The sequence below is a fragment of the Colwellia aquaemaris genome, from assembly GCF_057548755.1.
Window position 1 is genome coordinate 1327924 of sequence record NZ_BAAJLV010000001.1, and the last position, 18946, is coordinate 1346869.

Below are 18946 nucleotides of genomic sequence, written 5' to 3' on the forward strand. Positions count from 1 at the left end.
ATTAAAAACCTCTACGATAGAAAAATAGCTGTGTAGAGAATTTTGCAATTTCGGCTAATAATGCGCCAAAAATAATAATATTAATCAAAGCGTATTCACTAGGTACCTTAAGTAAGTCTACTAAGCCTTGGGTCATTATCGGGAAAAGTAGATGTAATACTGAGGTAATAATGGTAAAGCTTAAAATATAATAAGCAATTTGATTACCTTTCAATGAAATCAGTTTATCGCGTTCATCTTCTTCATAATTTGCATCTTTGTTATCAATAATGGCAATAACGATATGATGCAAAATTTCTAAAGCAATCGTCATTACGACTACGGTTAATAATGCTGACTGCATATTGCTGATTGTTAAACTATTGTCTTTTGCTGACCAATATAAGGTTGAGAAATAGTTGAACCAAATATAAAGCGTGATGGCAAATGACACCCAAATGCTGCGTTCTTTATAAGACATAATAATCCTCACTCATCATAGCTATAGAAATCATGCTCTAAGTATGAAATATTTTACATGATGTAATAATATTTTGACTTTAGGATGCCTATGCAAGCAAGTCAAATATTTTTAACATTGAGTTTGTTATTTTTTACATTTTAATGCTAAGTATTAGCGTTCTGAAAAACAGTAGTCATAGAATGATATTAAGGAGCAAGTGGCTTTGGCTGTGTTTAAGTTAAAAACTAACTTATCATGCTCAGTAGTTTATTGACGGTTTTTAAGTTACGGGCGGTAGCGTTAACTTGTAACTTTTTTTCAATATTACTATGAGTTAATTTAGACTTACCAACTCCATCTTGGCAATACAAATAAAGCACATTATCAATAATATAAAGTTGCTCGTTATTTTTTAAATAAGGCGTTAATAAGTCAATTGAATTTTCTGGTGTGCTTGATAAGAAACAAAGTAAAACTTTACTACCTTCTGATACAACATCTAGCTCCGTAAACGGTAGGTTGTTCTTCGCCGTTAATAGGGCTTCTGGGGTAAGTAAAAAAACCGGTACTTGAAATTTGAAGTTATCAAATATCGCTTGTTTTATTTGCTTTTCCAATAGCAAACTATTGTTAGATTCGCTATTAAAGATAACATTGCCACTTTGAATGTAACTTTGCACATTGCTAAATTGTAATTCTTGATAAATGGCTCGCAATTTTGCCATTTTAATAATATTTTGTCCTGAAACATTAATGCCGCGTAATAACGAAATATAAGTGCTCAAACTGCTATCCCTTCTATAGTTTAAGTTTACCAAGCAAAATATCTTTGAACATAACCCAGTCGCCAATCAAACTGTAAATAGGGTAAGTAAAGGTAGCTGGTTTATTTTTTTCAAAGAAAAAATGGCCAACCCAAGCAAAACCATAGCCAATTAGCGGTAAACTCCATAGCAGCTGCCAAGCAGTAGTTATTACTATATAAGTCAGCATAAAAATTATTAAACCAGAGCCAATAAAGTGGAGTCTTCTACAGGTTTTGTTTTGGTGTTGACTCAAATAAAAAGGGTAGAATGCGCTAAATGATTTGAATTCTTTTTCTTCAGGCTTATTCATTAAATTACCCTAATTAATTTTACTGGTTAGCACTTTTAGGCCCATTAGAATCATGGCGCCACCTAACACTCTATCTATCCAATGTCCCAAGCGTTGAAATTTATCGTTGATACTAGGGCGTGATAGCAATAATACTACCGCTGAAAACCAGAGTAGTTGTAACACCATCATCCATACACCGTAAATTACTAAATGTAAAAATGGTAAATTAGGTGACAACACAACAGTAAAAAGTGCGACAAAATATATCGGAGCTTTTGGGTTTAAGGCATTGCATAAAAAGCCTTTAGAAATAGCTTTGAAGCTTGAATGTTTAGAGACTTTTGTATGCTCAGTCATATTAGCTGCAGCTTTGGCCGTTATGCCTTGAAAACCTAGGTAGATTAAGTAACAGCCACCGATTATTTTTATTGCCCATAAGGCTACAGAAGAGCTGGCAATAACTGCAGCAAGGCCAAGTGCTGAGTATAAAATGTGAACCGATAAGCCTAAGGCAATGCCAATGCTCACCAGAAAGCCTGCTTTTTTACCATTAGATAACGTTTGCTGTGATACCAGTACAAAATCAGGCCCGGGCGAAGCTGCCGCTAATAAGTGAATAGAAGTTATTAATAATAACCCTTGTAATAATTCCATAGTCAGGCCGAAAGCGCATTATCAAAAATTAATGTCTACGCTAACACTGTATAGAGTTAGACGCAATTAATGACAAATTTTTAGGCCTTACTTTGGCTATTCAATTTTGAATATGATTATAGCGATTGATAAAGCATTAATAAATGCGCTGCACTCCAACTGAAATTTGTTGCTCCTTGCATGGCGCCTGTTTCGGGGTTGTAATTTTCACGAATAGTGCTGTTTTCAGTTAGTCCATTGGCATGTCGATATAACTTCTCACTTAGTTGCTGGGCCTGCTGGTCAAAGCCATAATTTTTTAATGCTTGAATGCCAAAATAGTGTTGATCAAGCCAAACTCGACCTCGCCAGTAGATATCTGCGTCGTATGCTGGATTCGATTTTGCCGCGGTGCCAAGTGGAATATAGGTATTGAATTCATTTTCATTTAACATCACTGCTACCACTTGTTCTGCTTTATTTTTATCAGCAATTTTTGCCCATAGCGGGCTCCAGCCTTCAGGACCACGGCCACGACTAACCAATAATTTGCCTGTGCATGACTGGGGCTTATTTCGCGATTGCTTAGCGTCAGACGTTATTTTTCTATCATAATAAAAGCCAGATTTTTCATCGAAAAAGCACTGGTTTATTGTTACAAAAAGCTGTTGTGCTTGCTGTTGAAATTGTTTTGCCTGCTTTGGTTTATCAAGCAAAGTTGCCATTTTACTTAGCAATATTTTTTCTTGTGCAAGATACGTGTTGAGCTCTACAGACTCTTGGTTAATGGAAAAGCCGAGCAACTGTCCAGAGCTAGTTCTATTTTCGAAAAACCGTACTTGCCAGTCTTGTTTAGCTTTACTTATATTGCCCTGATAATTTTTTTCGGCATACTTTTGTAATTGTGAAGGGCTAATAAAACCAAAGCGGGCGGCATTATCCATGCCTGACTCCCAAGCACTGCCATGTTGAGCGCCGATATCTATCGCTTGATAATTACCTGCTAACAAAATTGAGTTATAGTTTTCGATGCCGGTACATTGATACCAATGGTTATTTGTTGCTTGGCATTTATTTAAAACCGCTTTTATTTTTTTGCTTAAGTTAAGCTTAGTAACTGGGTATTGAACATTAAATAGTAACTTTTCATTTTCATCATTGTGAAAACGATGTTTAGTTGCACCATACTCGACTAAGCCGTTTTTATTGTGATCACGATTGCGATACCACCAGTGATGATAGGCGACCAATTTAGGGTACATTTCATCAATGAATTCGATATCGCCTGTTGTTAAGTAAGTTTGCCATACCGCCCAAGTTGCCAGTGGTGGCTTGGTATTTCTTTCGTTCCAATTGCCACCGTCACCAGCTCTTACCGAGTCTTTATTGTAGAATATGGCATCGACAATCATGCCGTGATCTTGTGGTCTAACTGGATCGCTTTTCTCTATTTGATAATCAAACATGGCGCGAATGTTATCTTTTGCTAATTCAGGATTAATTGAAGCTATTGCCGCAGCGTGCTTCCAACTGTCCCAAGCCCAAGTGCCGTTAAACCAGCGAGCAGTCACAGATGGAGTGATACTGTCGTGCAGCAAACTGCCTGCGGCACTACGCCAATTTCCTATCAAAGTTTCTATTGCTTTAATGGCAATGCGCTGTTGCTGCTCACTGTATTTTTTACTATTGCCATTTACGATATTTGAGCTTTTCAGAGCCTGATTTATATAGCCTTGCCAGCGTTGCTCTGTTTTGGTGATGTAAGCTTCGGGGGCTTTTAGAATCTGCGTTATTGTCTTGGTCTCGGCACTAACTTCATTATTGTTATGAAAATAACTTTGCAGTGTGTAAATGGACTTTGCTTGTTTTGCTGCAAGGCTAATTCTTGCGTTACTCGTATATTGCGCTGCTTTTTGAGAAACTTCACTGCGAGCAGCAATGGAGCGAACAATATGATATTGAGAGGAATCACTGGTTAAAATATGCCAAGGTGAGCGTACTTTTGAAAAGCTAATGTTAATAGCGTTTTTTGTTGCTGATATTTTTCTTTGCCAATTAGGCAAGGCTTCTAAAACACTTTTCTCATGGTCCCATTGCTTAAGTAATTTTCCCTGCCAAGTGAGCGCTAATTCTAGCGCTTGCTCGCTTTTATTATTAATTAAGGTCTTTATTATTGCAGTGCGATTTGTGACAAAGTGCAAGGATAGTGTCACAGACAATTGTTTAAATTGATAATGTTGAATAAGCGTGCCTGGCTTGGAAGTTAGCGTTTTTTTTGCGTCAGTCCAGTTAAGTTGCTTGCCTGTTACTTGGTTAACAATTGATAACTGTTCTAAGTTTTTGGCAATAAATAGTCCGTATTCCTGCGCTATAACCATAGGACCAGTAAAACCGCCGAGGCTTTCTTCACTTGCTGGGAGTAAAAATCCATGCCAAGCGCCTAAATCGAAAAGCGGGTTATATTGTTGGTTTTTATAGCTATCGTAGTCTTTGTGGCTTATGGGGTCACCTGTACGGTCAATTAAATCATAAAACTGATCTGACTGGGGCAGAGTTAAAGCTGTTCCTGGCGTTTCTTGCGCTGCAACATTTAGCGACGAGAGCAGTATAGCTACCAATATAGCTATGCTTTTTATGATTATCGACTCTATTGTTATTGTTTTCATGACTTCTTCCAACTCTATTTTATAGCAAATTCTAACTTCGTTTCCCATGAGAGCGTCTATAGCGAGCCTCGTCGCTTTAGTAAGTTCAGTAGTAAATTTACCACAACTCTCAACTGTTATTGTTATCACTATATATGATTTATTGTATATTTAATACTGTAGTATTTGTATGATAAATATTGCAATATGATTTTTATGATCATAGTATTAATTTTAATCAACGGAACTGTTGGTTAGCCAGCTGCGGGAATTGAAGGGAAATTTTCACAGCAAATAATTGCTTAAAAGAAAACTAGACTGCCGATATACGGCGGCTGTAGCAAAGAAACGATATGTGGGAGAGTGAAGGTGAAAAGTAAAAAACTAAAGTTTAATTACTTGTCGATGTTAGTCATGATGAACTTAGGCTTAGCAACGACATTACAAGCGGCGGAAACGCTGGTAGAGAAAAAATCAGAAGATGACACCGAAGTGATCACGGTAAGTGGTATACGCGGAAGTTTGATCAAATCACAAGATATTAAAATGTCGGCGAATAGTGTTGTTGATGCTATTACTGCTGAGGATATTGGTAAGTTCCCAGATCAAAACGTTGCGGAGTCATTACAGCGCATTACTGGTGTAGCTATAGACAGAAGTGGTGGTGAAGGTCAGTTGGTGACTGTACGCGGTATGGGGCCAGAATTTACCTCGGTATTATTAAATCGTCGGACGCTAGCGACCACAAGTGGTGGTCGTGCATTTAGTTTTGATATTATGGCGTCAGAATTAATTAGTGGTGCGGAAGTACACAAAACGCAATCTGCCCAGCTACAAGAGGGCGCTATCGGGGCAACTGTTAATGTTACAACATTAAAGCCTTTTGATATTCCAGGCTTTAAAGCAACTGGCAGTGTTAAAGCGTTATACGATGATATGACTGAAACCACTAAGCCGCAGTTTTCAGGGTTAATTAGTAATACCTTTGATGATGACAGGTTTGGTGTTCTATTTTCCTTTGCTCACAGTAAAAGAGAAAGTCGTTATGATGAAGCCAATACGGCGTATTATTGGCATACCGACTTAACCATGGATGATGGTACTTACTATGAAGATGTTTATTTTCCGCAAAACTATGATCAAATTGCGCAAACTGAAGAACGTGAACGTACCGGCGGTACAGTAGTATTTCAATATAAAGCCAGTGATGATTTAACATTCACGCTGGATACTATTTATTCAAAATATGATGTTGATTATCGACAAGACATCTTGGCGCACTGGTTTACTAAAAGCCAATTAACAGATGTTGAACTGGATGAAAATGGCACTTTAGTAAAGCTTTCCATGGGGAAGGGCAGCAACAGTGATGTGCTGGTACGTCAATCTGCGTCAACCAATGAACTTAAAGGTTTTGGTTTTAATGCCGATTGGGACATACGTGATGATTTTAATTTAACTGCAGATATTAGTTATTCTGAAGCTGAATCTGATCCAAAGCGCGGTACCACAGACACAGTTGCATCTCGTCCCGGCGACTACACTTATGACCGAAGTTCTGGTTCTCAGTTACCTAGCTTATCATTTGACCGTAATAACTCGACTTCAGGATTAAAAGCGGGTTGGGGGGAGCGTTTTGGTACACACGTAAATGATGAGGTATTTGAAGCTAAGCTAGATGCATCATGGACTGTGGATCAAGGTGCATTAGCAAAAATAGGCTTTGGGGTTATGGTTTCCGACCGCACTTTAGGTAGTCAGAGTTTGAAAACAAAACGGCCATTACCTTGGTTATGGGGTGATAATAGTACGCCTATTTGGCTGCCGGAAAGTATGTTTTCATTGTATGACAGCGATGGTTTTCTTTCGGGGGGCAGTGGTAACCCAGAGCAAAGTTGGCTAACTTTCAACTCAGAAGATTTTTTTGATTTTATAACGTCAGACGCAGTGCTTGCGCAAATGGATGATCCTGACGCGGTAAGAAAACTATTGGCAGAAAATGATGGCCATACCATGCAGCCGGTTCCGACCTCATACGAAGTTAATGAAAAATTAACAGCAGCTTATACTGACTTTTACTTTGAAGGTGAACTTGCTGAAATGCCTTGGTCTGTAACTGCGGGCATACGCTATGTAGAAACTACGAGTAAATCAAAAGGTAAACAAATTACCTTACTTGACCTTGAGCCTTCACCTACAGAAGAAGGCGTGGTTAGAGCGATAGAGTCGGATGATTATTTGCCCGTTACCATAGAGCATACATACGACAACTGGCTGCCAAGCATTAATGCCAAAATTGAACCTGTAGAAAATGTTGTTGCGCGTTTTGCATTTTCACGCAGTATTACCCGCCCAGAGCTTGATGAGATGTCTCCAGAGTCTGGATATGGTGGTGGTCATATCGAAAACTTAACCGGATGGGGTTCAAACCCTAAATTAATGCCATTTGAATCAGATAACTTTGATTTGTCACTAGAGTGGTATTACGACGAAGGCAGTTATGCCGCTGTTTCAGCATTTCGTAAAGAGGTAGACGGCTATTTAAGTACCGAAGAAGTTAACGAAATCGTTACCGTACCGAGCGGTAGCTATGACTATAGAATTTCTCGCCCAGTTAATAGCGACCAAGCAGATATTGATGGTTATGAAGTTGCCGTTCAGCACATGTTTACTAGCTTACCTGCACCATTAGATGGCTTGGGTGTTATTGTAAACGCAACATTTGTTGATAGTGAAAGCAGTACAGAAGAAGGTGAGCAATCATTACCATTAATCGGTTTAGGTGATTCTCAAAACTTTATTTTGTTTTATGAAAAAGATGCCATTCAACTTCGTATTGCTTACAACAATCGTGATCGCTTTATGCAATCGAAACCGCGTTCATGGCGTGATGGACATTACGTGAATGATTATGGCCAAATCGATATCAGTGGTAGCTATGACATTAATGAGCATCTAACGGTATTTTTCGAAGGCATAAATATTAACAATGAATTAACGGAGAAAACAGCTAAGTACTCTAATCAAATATTAGAAGTGGTTGAAACTGGCCCTAGGTATTCTCTGGGTATTCGAGGTTCATTTTAATTAACAAAATTGGCTAGCGAGGTTTAGCACAGTTACTTTAGCAATAGGTGGCTGTGCTTTTTTTTTCAATACTGATGAACTTAAAATAAAAGCAAGGATGTTAATGTGAATAGCAATAATAAAAATATCGGCACACCTTCTCTAATTGATGCATTGATACCTGTTTTTAGCCTTTTACTGTTATTGGCATTAGCCGTTTATTATTTTGGTGATAATTCATCGTCAGGACCTAACCAAATCGCATTAATGCTATGTGCAGGCATAGCTTGCTTAGTAGGATTGAAAAATGGCTACCAACGACAAGAAATAGAGCAAGGCATTGTAAAAGGCATAAGCTTAACCTTAGGAGCAATTTTAATTTTACTTGCAGTGGGGTCTTTGATTGGCACTTGGTTGCTTTCAGGTACCGTGCCTACGATGATTTATTTTGGTTTACAAATATTAAGTCCTGAATATTTCTACGTGAGTTGCTGCCTTATTTGTGCGTTGGTTGCCCTGTGCATAGGTAGCAGCTGGACAGTGGCTGCAACCATAGGCGTTGCCTTAATGGGAGTTGCAACAGGTTTGGATGCATCGCTACCGACAACGGCTGGCGCAATAATTAGTGGAGCGTACTTTGGCGATAAACTTTCGCCACTTTCTGATACTACAAACTTAGCGCCAGCTATTGCTGGAACTGAGCTATTTACTCATATTCGACATATGCTCTGGAGTACAATTCCAAGCTTTATCATTGCCTTGATTGTTTTCATTGTACTGGGTGTTAATGAAACCCAAACGAACTCTGCTCAGGCAATGAATAACTTACTGATTAATCTACAGCAAGAATTTCATATCGCTTGGTATTTGTTGTTACCACTCGTTGTTACTTTATTGTTAGCTGTTAAGAAAATGCCGGCCTTTCCTGCCATAGGTATAGGCGCAATTGTGGGTGCTATTTGTGCTATAACCTTTCAGCAGCCGTTAATTTTATCTTTTGCCGAGCCAAATACTTCAATGTTAAATACCAATATTATGGTGGTATGGCGAGTTATGTATGCAGGCGTTGAATTAAATACTGGTCATGAGATGGTTGATCGCTTGCTTAGTGGCGGCGGCATGGGCTCAATGCTAAATACCATTTGGCTAATTATTACAGCCATGACCTTTGGCGCAATTATGGAACGTGTAGGCTTATTAGCTAAGCTTGTAGAAAGTTTACTCTCTTTTGCGCGTAGCACAGGTTCTTTAATAACCACAACGATATTTACTGCTTTTGGAACTAACTGCATTACTGCAGATCAATATATCGCAATTGTGATGCCGGGTAGAATGTTCAAGCAAGAATATGCCAAGCGAGATCTCGCACCTGAGAACCTCTCTCGTGCCTTGGAAGATGGCGGCACAGTAACGTCTGCACTTATCCCGTGGAATACATGTGGTGCCTATATGCACTCAGTGCTATTAATTAACCCTTTTGAATACGCCATTTATTGCGTCTTTAATTGGTTGACGCCCATCGTAGGAATAACTTTGGCGTTTACAGGTTTTAAAATTAAGACTGTTGTTTTTAAAAGCAAAAATATATGCTCGAGTTCTGACTGTAACCTTGTTGATAAATCTAGCTAGCAACAAGTATCTTAATCTTTTATATATTTAGCCAATACTAAAATTAGTTGATTGCAAGATGAACTAGCTGATTATATGGCTACTTTCGTCGTTTACTTTATCGTTTTTTATATTAACCACTTTATATATCTCCCTTTCACTTGTATCAGTTACATTTTTCGTATGTTGGTATTTTTGACTTAATCTCGAAATCGAAATTTTCTCTTGAAAATCCCGTCTCGATATCGAGATTAGCTATTTTACCGGTACACCATTATTAATCTTAATTGTTGATTTTTATAGTTTTATAAGTTTTGGCGCTAGATTTGCTGTGTAATCACTAGAAAAGTTAATCACATTAATCAAGAGTTCTTAAACTATGGATATCGTTCGTTCAAAGCCCAATAAAGTGATATCAAAAAAAGTCATAAGTGTAGCAAGCCTGTTATTGGTGGCCGTTGTCGTGCTTATTTTACTATCGACAAAAAGTGTTGGTTCTCATGTGGTGAGTAAAAATACGTTGATGCTTGGGCAAGTGAAACAAGGTGACTTTAATGTCTCGGTACGTGGTATCGGTATACTTGCGCCAAAGGATATTCGCTGGGTTTCTACTGCGGTTTCTGGTCGCGTTGAACGCATTTTGATCAAGGCCGGTGCGCAAGTTAAAGCCGGTGATTTATTATTGGAATTGAGCAATCCCGAGCTCGTGCAACGGTGGGAAGAAAGTAAATGGCAATTAGAAGAAATGGAAGCGGAAATTAGTGCTCAAGCCGTTTTACTTGAATCTCAATTACTTGACCGTGAAGCGGCGGTAATAAACGAGAGATTGAATCATGAACGAGCGTTATTAACCTTAAATGCACAACGAAAACTCTTAGATCAAAGTATCGTCGCCGTGTCACAAGTCGATCACGCAGAGGTTAAAATTGAAGTAGCACAAATTAAAGAGCGCTGGCAGTTAGAAATAAAACGTTTAAAGAAAGGTCAAGAAAACTTAGTTGCACAAAATAAAGCAGCACAAGCTCGGCTCAATCGCATGAAACGTATGGTGGAAAGAGCTGAGCAGCAAGTGAAAGATTTAAAAGTTAGAGCAACAATGGACAGTCTAGTACAAGAAATGCCAATTGAATTAGGCCAACAAATTAATGCCGGTATTAATTTAGCGAAATTAGCGAGCAATGGTTTATTTATTGCAGAATTGCGAGTCCCAGAAAAACAAGTCAATGATGTTGCCATAGGTCAGTCTGTACAGGTTGATACCCGCAACAGTATTGTTGCTGGCACTGTTGAAAGAATTGATCCCACCGTTATCAACGGACAAGTGCAAATTGATGTTGCACTGGTTGGCGATTTACCGAGTGAAGCAAGACCTGATTTAACCGTCGAAGGGGTTATCGAAATAGCGAACATTGAACAAACCTTGTTTGTGAAAAGACCTATGTTCTCGAAAAGCTTTAGTGAAGAAGATGTTTATCTACTAGATGACGAAGGAGAGCTAGCGGCAATAAAGACGGTGCAGTTTGGGCAAGTTTCAAATAAATATATTGAGGTGAAGTCAGGCTTGAAAGCTGGGCAAAATATCATAATTTCAGATACTTCCGACTGGCAAGGCATTTCACAAATTAGCATTAATTAGGAGAAATACATGGAAAACGATAATAATAAAAAACGATTAGTTGAACTACTTGATGTAAAGAAAAAATTTTTTACTGATGAAGTGGAAACACATGCATTAAATGATATTAATTTACGAATAGCGCAGGGTGAATATTTATCTATTACAGGGCCATCAGGATGCGGAAAATCGACGTTACTTTCGTTATTAGGCTTACTTGATACCGCAACAAGTGGTCAATATCACTTAGCGGGCCATGATGCCTCGAGTTTAGATAGAGATGAAAGGGCAAAAATTCGCAATAAGGAAATAGGATTTATCTTTCAAGCATTTAATTTGATTAGTGATTTAACTGTTGCAGAAAATATTGAGCTACCTTTAACTTATCGTGACGATATTAATAAAGAACAACGTCAAAAATTGGTGAGAACGTCGCTAGAACGCGTTGATATGGTTCACCGTGCAAGTCATTTCCCATCGCAATTATCCGGTGGACAACAGCAACGAGTAGCTGTTGCAAGAGCAATAGCAGGTAGTCCATCAATAATACTGGCTGATGAACCGACAGGAAACTTAGACTCTAAAAATGCTCAGATGGTAATGACCTTACTTGACCAATTACATCAAGAAGGCGCCACTATTTGTATGGTGACACATGATCCTCGTTCAGCGACACGTGCAGAAAGAATGATCGAAGTGTTTGATGGCAGAATTGTTTCTGATCAGGCTAGTAATAACACGCAAGCTATTGCGATTTAACACACCAAGCTAAAAGGATATCTCTATGTCTGTTGCTATAGATATAAAATATGCAGCTCGGCTGTTATTTAAAAAGCCTGCTTTTACCGCATTAACAGTACTTATTGTTGCTGTCGGTTTAGGACTTACTCTATATACTTATTCATTGTTGAATAATTTAGTATTCAAACCCTTAGTACTTAATAGTGAAAAACCAATTGTTGCTATAGAAGCCCAGTTTGATTATAGCCATTTGTCACGTAGGCCCGCAGATCCCTTTCATATATTGAGAGCATATAATGAGCTCGATATGCTTGAAGATTTTGGCTTTTATACTGAAGGTACAACGTTAATTGGTGGTACTAATTCTAACCGTGATAAAAAAGCCAAAATGTATAATTCCACCTATACAAGTTGGAATGTATTTGAATTTGCAGGTGTGCAACCAATATATGGTCGTGGCTTTAAAGCAGAAGATTTATTTGAAGGTGCTGAACCTGTTGTGATATTGAGTTATAAGGTTTGGTTGAGTTATTTTAATGGTGACGAGCGAGTTATTGGTACTATGGTACCTTTAGACGCAGTACCAACACGCATTATTGGCGTTATGCCAGAAGGTTTTTCATTCCCAGTTTTTGCTGAAATATGGCAGCCGTTGACTCAAGCGCAAGTTGAACCAACCGAGCAGTCACGGGCAAGCTTATTTGCCTTTGGACATTTAAAATCTGGGGTATCTATGGCTAGTTTTCAATCAGCTTTAGATAGTTTAAGTGAAGAAATTATCCCGAAACTACCAGAAGAACAGTCATGGCGTGCGGGTAACAATGGTAAGTATTTAACCGTCATGCCCTTTAAAGAAGCCGGCATAATTCAGTATTACACCATCTTTATCGCTATGTTTGTGGTTACATTTTTAATATTGCTCTTAGCGTGTATTAATGTTGCTAATTTACTTCTTGCTAGGGTGAATGAAAGATATAAAGAAATCGCCATTCGAGTCGCCTTAGGAGTACCACGCAAACGTTTGATATTACAAATGCTTTGGGAAAGTATATTCATTTGTAGTGTCGGTGGGTTTTTAGCTGTATTACTCGCCATTTGGGGCTTAGATGTTAGTAATAGTGTTTTTGATAGCACCTATGCGATCGACAAATTAAAACCATTCTGGTGGCAAGTGTCAATTGATAGTAACAGTATCATTATGTTAATTATTACCGTCAGTATCATGATACTCGTTACAGGGTTTATTCCTGCTTGGCGAGCATTGTCGGGTGATTTTAACGCAGTTCTACGAGATGGTACGCGTGGCGCGTTGAGTAAAAAAGCTGCGGCAGCGAGTCAGGTATTAGTTATTTCAGAGATCCTCTTGTCATGTGTGGTGTTAATCATGGCAACAATTATTTTATCAACCAGTTATTCCGCTGGTGAAGCAGACTACGGTGTTGAAACCGAAAGTCGTTTAACGGCGAGTTTGCAATTACCACCAATTAACTATGGAATAAGACGGGATACAGAGCATGAAGAAGCTGACCGACTGAAGCGCTCGGATTTCTATTATAAACTGAAAGCTGAACTGGAACAGCGACCTAATATTGAAGCAGTTGCCTTTATGACACAATTTCCAGGCACTGGCGAAGGTACAAGTCATTTCGAAATCGAAGGGCGTGCGGCAGCAGTTTATAACGAAAACCCTTATAGTAATAATGAAATTGTAGGCAAGGACTCATGGCGAGCCGTGGGTATGAAAATTGTTGAAGGACGTGATTTTGACCACCGAGATATAGGCATGGATGTGCGTAGCATCATTATCAATGAGTCAATCGCTCGTGACTTTTTCCCTGACGGAGACGCAATAGGTAAAAGGGTCCGTAGAGCCGGCAGAAATGGTGTTGGCGATTGGAATACTATCATTGGCGTTGTTTCGGACACCTTTCATGGTACTACGATGAGTTCTTCAAGTGCGTCTTATAACTCGTACCATATGATGGATAGCATTGGCTTATTCAGAGTTAGTGTTGCTTTACATTACTTAGGTAGTGAGCGCCAAGCAAGAGAAGCATTACTTGACGCCGTAAATAATGTAGACGGCGATGTTGGTGTTTATCATGTACAAAGTTATGACAGTATGATTAAACAGCCAATGTTATTGGTTTCTGCAGTCAGTAAAGTGTTTCTTCTTTGTGGTATTATTGCTGTATTCCTTGCAGCAAGTGGTATATATGCAGTTGCCTCAAATAGTATTTTACAACGCACTCAAGAAATAGGTGTAAGACGTGCACTTGGCTCATCAGATGGAAAAATTATGCGTTTGTTTATGAAGCAAGCTAGCAAACAACTAATTTTTGGCCTAGTGGTGGGGATTGGTTGTTCAATTGCGCTAGTGCAATATATGTCAGAAACTATGATTATTAATATCAATAGTTATTTTATAAGTTTGTTTGGTGTGCCGTTTATGATTATCGCCATTGTGATGTTTGCGACTTATATACCGACTAAAAAGGTGGTCTTGATGGAGCCAAGTGAAGCGCTTCATCATGATTAGTTATTTTAATTTTTTATTATTAATATTATAGTGTTAAATAAATAATGCTCTAAATGATGGAGCAAAAAAATGTCAGCACTTTACATCGTTGAGAAGTGCTGACATTTAATGGAGTGTTTTGCCTGCATGAAACCAACAACCCCTTCGATTCTAATTGCAGATGATGATACGAGAATCATTACTGCGTTGAAGTTACTTTTAAAATCCGAAAATTACCAGGTCGTTACTGCGAGTTCCCCAGAAGAGTTTTTACGAATATTAAAACAAAAAGACTTTTCCGTTACTTTGATTGACTTAAACTATCGAAGTGATACCACATCAGGCCAAGAAGGTTTGCAATTAATTGCTGATATCAAAGCCATTGATGAACAATTACCTATTGTAGTAATGACAGGATATAGCAGTGTTGACATTGCTGTTGAAGCAATGAAGTTGGGCGCCGCTGACTTTGTACAAAAGCCGTGGGGTAATGATCGTTTACTAGCAATTTTACAAGCACAAGTTCAAATACGGCAGATGAAAAAGCAAGGGGACAGGCTTAGTCAAGAAAATGCTCTATTAAGAAAGCAAATGTCAGGTAAAAATAGCGACATTATTGCTGAATCATCTTCGATGAGCCAAGTTTTAGCACAATTGAATAAGCTTTCGTTGAGTGAAATGAGCATTTTACTGACCGGAGAAAACGGCACAGGTAAAAGCTTATTGGCAGCATATATTCACGCGCAATCGGCAAGGGGAAAGAATGCACTTATTTCAGTGAATATGGGGGCGATAACGGAATCACTGTTTGAAAGTGAAATGTTTGGTCATATTAAAGGGGCATTTACCGATGCTAAAGAAAGCCGTATCGGTCGTTTTGAACTTGCGGAAAATGGCACCATATTCTTAGATGAAATTGCGAATATCTCCTTAGCGCAACAAGCCAAGTTATTACGTGTTCTAGAAGAGCATCAGTTTGAAAAAGTTGGTAGTTCGAAAACTCAGCAAGTTGATGTGCGGTTAATTTCGGCTACTAATGCCAATTTATCTGATTTAATTGCTGAAGGTCATTTTCGCCAAGATCTATTGTATCGTTTAAATACGGTTGAAATTAGGGTACCAGCATTGCGAGAGCGTACCGCTGATATACTGCCGTTAGCACAACATTTTTTAGCTCACTTTTCAGAAAAATACCGTATTCCTTTGCCAGAAATTGATAACGATGCTAAACAAGCAATGTTAACCTATCAATGGCCTGGTAATATCCGAGAACTTGGGCATATGATAGAAAGAGCGCTCTTTTTGAGTCAAAACAATGTGGTAACTGCGCAAGACTTAGGGCTAAGTTATTCACGAGAGATTGATGGTTTTGATATCAATGATGCCAGTTTAGATGCGATTGAAAAACACATTATTAATCAACGACTAGTTCGTTTTGAGCATAATGCTCATGATACAGCCGAGTCTTTAGGCTTAAGTCGTAGTTCTTATTATCGACGATTAGAAAAGCATAATTTATGAGGATAAATAGCTAATTAAAATGGAAGCTTCGACAAAGCAAAAAACAGCAATATTTGAAAATAAACTGCTTTCTCTCGCCTTATGTATTGGTTTAATACCAACTGTTTGTTTATTTATCGCTTTATATTTTTTGTCGTTTTCTTTAGCGGCAAAGATTTTGCTGATGTTCTTTGTGCTGGTTATTGTTATTTATGGTGCTTTTGCTATTCGTCAAAAAGTCATTTTTCAACTTAGAACGGCAACTAACCTTATGGAGTCAATGAGCTATGGCGATCACTCGGTTAAAGCGCGACAAACGCACTCGGGAGGTGTATTAAATGAATTTAATCAAATGTTTAATAAGCTGTCTAAATCACTTGCTCAACAGCGTTTGCTCACTAAAGAACATCAAATACTGTTAAATAAAGTTATAAGTCAAATTGATGTAGCTATTATTGCCGTTGATGATAAGGCGGGGATTTCGTTAATGAACCCTAATGCCGAAAAGCTATTTCATTGCCGGTTTGAAGAAGTAGAAAATTGGCCAATTAGTACCATAGGTTTGCAAAATATAATTACAGGAGAGCATCGTAAAGTTGTTGAATTTGAGCTCGAACATACCAAGAAGAAGGTTTACATTTATACCGATGAATATTTTGAAAATGGTGTAGAGCATAAGCTGATATTTATTACTGATATTCAAAGCATTCTGCGTGATGAGGAATATCTCGTTTGGCAAAAATTGTTACGAGTATTGAGCCATGAAATTAATAACTCATTAGCGCCTATCACCTCAATTAGTGAAACTCTGACTCGCTTATTAGCGAAACCTATAACTAGCGAGTCGTTTGAACAAGAACTGAAAGCAGATATTCAGGAAGGGTTAAGTGTCATTACTGAGCGCTCCAACTCATTGAATAATTTTATTAAACGTTACCAAGAACTAACAAAACTTCCTTTGCCAGATAAAAAAATATTTAATTTGGCGTCTTTGATAAAAAGTATCGTCACACTTTTTCATAACAGTACTATTGCAACCGACGGTACTGACATCACGCTATACGGTGACGAGGACCAAATACAACAGGTGTTAGTCAATATAATTAAAAATGCTGTTCAGTCAATGCAGGGGCAATCTCGAGCAGATAGTAGTGGAGGTAAATTGACAATATCTTGGTACAAACATGAAAGTTTAGTGAAAATTAAAGTGTTAGATCAAGGTACTGGTATTAGCAATTTAGATAATATTTTCGTACCATTTTACACCACCAAAGCAGAAGGTAGTGGTATTGGTTTAGTTTTAAGCCGTCAGATCATCAATAATCATGGTGGCGACTTAGTTATAGCAAATCGAAAAGGTGGGGCTGGTGTTGAAGCAACAATAGAATTACCGACTACATAGCCACTTTGAAATGACATTAAGCTAAGGCAGCCGAAACTGCCTTTTTAATTTTTTGAGATCTTAGTTAAAACTAAATATCGAACTTAATACCTTGTGCCAATGGCAGTTCAGTTGAATAGTTAATGGTATTAGTTTGACGACGCATATAAGCTTTCCAAGCATCTGATCCTGACTCACGACCACCACCGGTTTCTTTTTCGCCACCAAATGCGCCACCAATTTCAGCGCCTGAGGTACCGATGTTAACATTGGCAATACCACAATCTGAGCCCCAGTGAGAAAGGAAGTTCTCCGCTTCGCGCAAATTATCGGTAAATATCGCTGATGATAAGCCCTGTACGACATCGTTTTGAATCGCGATTGCATCGTGTACGTCACCAGAATACTTGATCAAATATAAAATAGGGGCAAACGTTTCATGTTGTACCATATCAAAGTGATTCTCGGCTTCAACAATGGCCGGTTTAACATAACAGCCTGACTCGTAACCTGCACCTGAAAGTACTTCTCCGCCACAGAGTAAGTTACCCCCTTCAGCTTGCACTTTTTCTAAAGCGTCTTTGAACATAGTCACAGCTTGCGTATCGATAAGCGGGCCGACATGATTGTTTTCGTCAAGCGGTGTGCCAATTTTTAAGCCTTGGTATGCTTGAACTAATACTTCCTTAACTTGTTGATAAATTGACTCATGAATAATTACGCGCCGAGTTGATGTACAGCGCTGGCCACAAGTGCCAACAGAGCCAAAAACAGTGCCTGGGATCGCTAATTTTAAATCAGCGTTTGGTGTTAAAATAATGGCATTATTACCGCCTAATTCCAGAATTGATTTGCCAAAACGAGATGCGACCACTTGTCCGGCATGGCGGCCAACTCTTGTTGAGCCTGTTACTGACATTAACGGTAGTCGTTTGTCATGTAACATAGCTTCACCAATAACATTACCAGCGCCAATCACTAAGGAAAATATGCCTTCTGGTAATTCATTTTCTACTAAAACGTCTTTGATAATGTTTTGGCAAGCGATTGCCGTTAAAGGGGTTTTTTCTGAAGGTTTCCAAACAGTGACATTGCCACAAATAGCTGAAATCATAGCATTCCACGCCCAAACAGCTACCGGAAAATTAAAGGCTGAAATAACGCCAACCACGCCTAATGGGTGATATTGGTCGTACATTCTGTGCAGCGGGCGCTCAGAATGTAGTGTTGAGCCGTCAAGCTGACGTGAAAGACCAACAGCAAAGTCACAAATATCGATCATTTCTTGAACTTCGCCTAATCCTTCTTGTAATGACTTACCCATTTCATAAGCCACTAACTCTCCTAGTGGTTGTTTAAAGTCACGTAAACGGTTACCAATTTGACGAACAATTTCCCCACGCTCAGGTGCTGGGAATTTTCGCCATTGCACAAATGCCTGCTCGGCAGTAGTGATCACTTGCTGGTAATCTTCATTTGAACACTGGTAAACGCTGGCAATGGCTTTACCGTCTGCGGGCGATGAAATGTTAAACTGGCCATTGTTATCAGTAGTCAACCAGTTCACACCTGTTGATGCGCCATAGTTATTAGCTTTTATTGCTAATGTTTTTAAAAATTCCATGTTGTTCCTGTATTACTCTATCAGTTATGTGATTGTTTATACCGACTTCAATTGTCATGGTTGAAACCAGCGAAA

At 38.6% G+C, this 18946-nt stretch carries 13 protein-coding genes; 7 read left to right on the forward strand and 6 right to left on the reverse strand.

The features are described from left to right. Position 1: 1 nt before the first annotated feature. From AC27HL_RS05940 to ygjK, 5 genes are all read right to left on the reverse strand, one after another. Positions 2-460: a hypothetical protein gene (locus AC27HL_RS05940; RefSeq protein WP_487079718.1), complete on the reverse strand. Its 459-nt coding sequence runs from the start codon at positions 458-460 to the stop codon at positions 2-4. 227 nt (positions 461-687) lie between these two features. Beyond that, positions 688-1227 carry a DUF1697 domain-containing protein gene (locus tag AC27HL_RS05945; RefSeq protein WP_487079720.1) on the reverse strand — a complete coding sequence of 180 codons (540 nt, stop codon included), beginning with the start codon at positions 1225-1227 and terminating at the stop codon, positions 688-690. A gap of 13 nt (positions 1228-1240) precedes the next feature. After that, positions 1241-1558 (reverse strand): Mpo1-like protein, encoded by a 318-nt coding sequence (locus AC27HL_RS05950; RefSeq protein ID WP_487079722.1) that lies wholly within the window; start codon positions 1556-1558, stop codon positions 1241-1243. A 9-nt stretch (positions 1559-1567) separates the two neighbouring features. Further along, on the reverse strand, positions 1568-2194 hold the full coding sequence (locus AC27HL_RS05955) for a LysE family translocator (RefSeq protein WP_487079723.1): 627 nt from the start codon (positions 2192-2194) through the stop codon (positions 1568-1570). A 116-nt stretch (positions 2195-2310) separates the two neighbouring features. Next, positions 2311-4839: an alpha-glucosidase gene (ygjK, locus tag AC27HL_RS05960; protein ID WP_487079724.1), complete on the reverse strand. Its 2529-nt coding sequence runs from the start codon at positions 4837-4839 to the stop codon at positions 2311-2313. A gap of 348 nt (positions 4840-5187) precedes the next feature. On the opposite strand from ygjK, the gene AC27HL_RS05965 reads away from it, so the two are divergent. The 7 genes from AC27HL_RS05965 to AC27HL_RS05995 all read left to right on the forward strand — a co-directional run bounded on the left by AC27HL_RS05965 (position 5188) and on the right by AC27HL_RS05995 (position 17268). Further along, the gene (locus AC27HL_RS05965; protein WP_487079726.1) at positions 5188-7905 is read left to right on the forward strand and encodes a TonB-dependent receptor; all 2718 of its coding nucleotides are present in this window, start codon (positions 5188-5190) and stop codon (positions 7903-7905) included. 105 nt (positions 7906-8010) lie between these two features. Then, entirely contained in the window at positions 8011-9513 is a 1503-nt protein-coding gene (gene nhaC, locus AC27HL_RS05970; RefSeq protein ID WP_487079728.1) for a Na+/H+ antiporter NhaC, read from the forward strand. A gap of 358 nt (positions 9514-9871) precedes the next feature. Next, on the forward strand, positions 9872-11128 hold the full coding sequence (locus AC27HL_RS05975; protein WP_487079730.1) for an efflux RND transporter periplasmic adaptor subunit: 1257 nt from the start codon (positions 9872-9874) through the stop codon (positions 11126-11128). A gap of 9 nt (positions 11129-11137) precedes the next feature. Beyond that, positions 11138-11866: an ABC transporter ATP-binding protein gene (locus AC27HL_RS05980; RefSeq protein ID WP_487079731.1), complete on the forward strand. Its 729-nt coding sequence runs from the start codon at positions 11138-11140 to the stop codon at positions 11864-11866. A gap of 25 nt (positions 11867-11891) precedes the next feature. Further along, positions 11892-14387, forward strand: coding sequence for an FtsX-like permease family protein (locus AC27HL_RS05985; RefSeq protein WP_487079733.1), 2496 nt, complete (start codon positions 11892-11894; stop codon positions 14385-14387). Between the two features lie 126 nt (positions 14388-14513). Beyond that, complete coding sequence (locus AC27HL_RS05990; RefSeq protein WP_487079735.1) at positions 14514-15887, forward strand: sigma-54-dependent transcriptional regulator; 1374 nt, start codon at positions 14514-14516, stop codon at positions 15885-15887. A 19-nt stretch (positions 15888-15906) separates the two neighbouring features. Next, complete coding sequence (locus AC27HL_RS05995) at positions 15907-17268, forward strand: sensor histidine kinase (protein WP_487079737.1); 1362 nt, start codon at positions 15907-15909, stop codon at positions 17266-17268. Positions 17269-17338: 70 nt separating this feature from the next. On the opposite strand, the gene amaB is transcribed toward AC27HL_RS05995, so the two are convergent. Beyond that, on the reverse strand, positions 17339-18871 hold the full coding sequence (amaB, locus tag AC27HL_RS06000; protein WP_487079738.1) for an L-piperidine-6-carboxylate dehydrogenase: 1533 nt from the start codon (positions 18869-18871) through the stop codon (positions 17339-17341). Positions 18872-18946 lie beyond the last annotated feature (75 nt).

What these genes read in the sequence shown, in the direction of transcription:
- AC27HL_RS05950 (WP_487079722.1), bottom strand. Translation starts at nt 1,558, where the DNA reads ATGAATAAGCCTGAAGAAAAAGAATTCAAATCATTTAGCGCATTCTAC.
- AC27HL_RS05940 (WP_487079718.1), bottom strand. Translation starts at nt 460, where the DNA reads ATGTCTTATAAAGAACGCAGCATTTGGGTGTCATTTGCCATCACGCTT.
- AC27HL_RS05990 (WP_487079735.1), top strand. Translation starts at nt 14,514, where the DNA reads ATGAAACCAACAACCCCTTCGATTCTAATTGCAGATGATGATACGAGA.
- amaB (WP_487079738.1), bottom strand. Translation starts at nt 18,871, where the DNA reads ATGGAATTTTTAAAAACATTAGCAATAAAAGCTAATAACTATGGCGCA.
- ygjK (WP_487079724.1), bottom strand. Translation starts at nt 4,839, where the DNA reads ATGAAAACAATAACAATAGAGTCGATAATCATAAAAAGCATAGCTATA.
- AC27HL_RS05975 (WP_487079730.1), top strand. Translation starts at nt 9,872, where the DNA reads ATGGATATCGTTCGTTCAAAGCCCAATAAAGTGATATCAAAAAAAGTC.
- AC27HL_RS05980 (WP_487079731.1), top strand. Translation starts at nt 11,138, where the DNA reads ATGGAAAACGATAATAATAAAAAACGATTAGTTGAACTACTTGATGTA.
- AC27HL_RS05995 (WP_487079737.1), top strand. Translation starts at nt 15,907, where the DNA reads ATGGAAGCTTCGACAAAGCAAAAAACAGCAATATTTGAAAATAAACTG.
- AC27HL_RS05985 (WP_487079733.1), top strand. Translation starts at nt 11,892, where the DNA reads ATGTCTGTTGCTATAGATATAAAATATGCAGCTCGGCTGTTATTTAAA.
- AC27HL_RS05955 (WP_487079723.1), bottom strand. Translation starts at nt 2,194, where the DNA reads ATGGAATTATTACAAGGGTTATTATTAATAACTTCTATTCACTTATTA.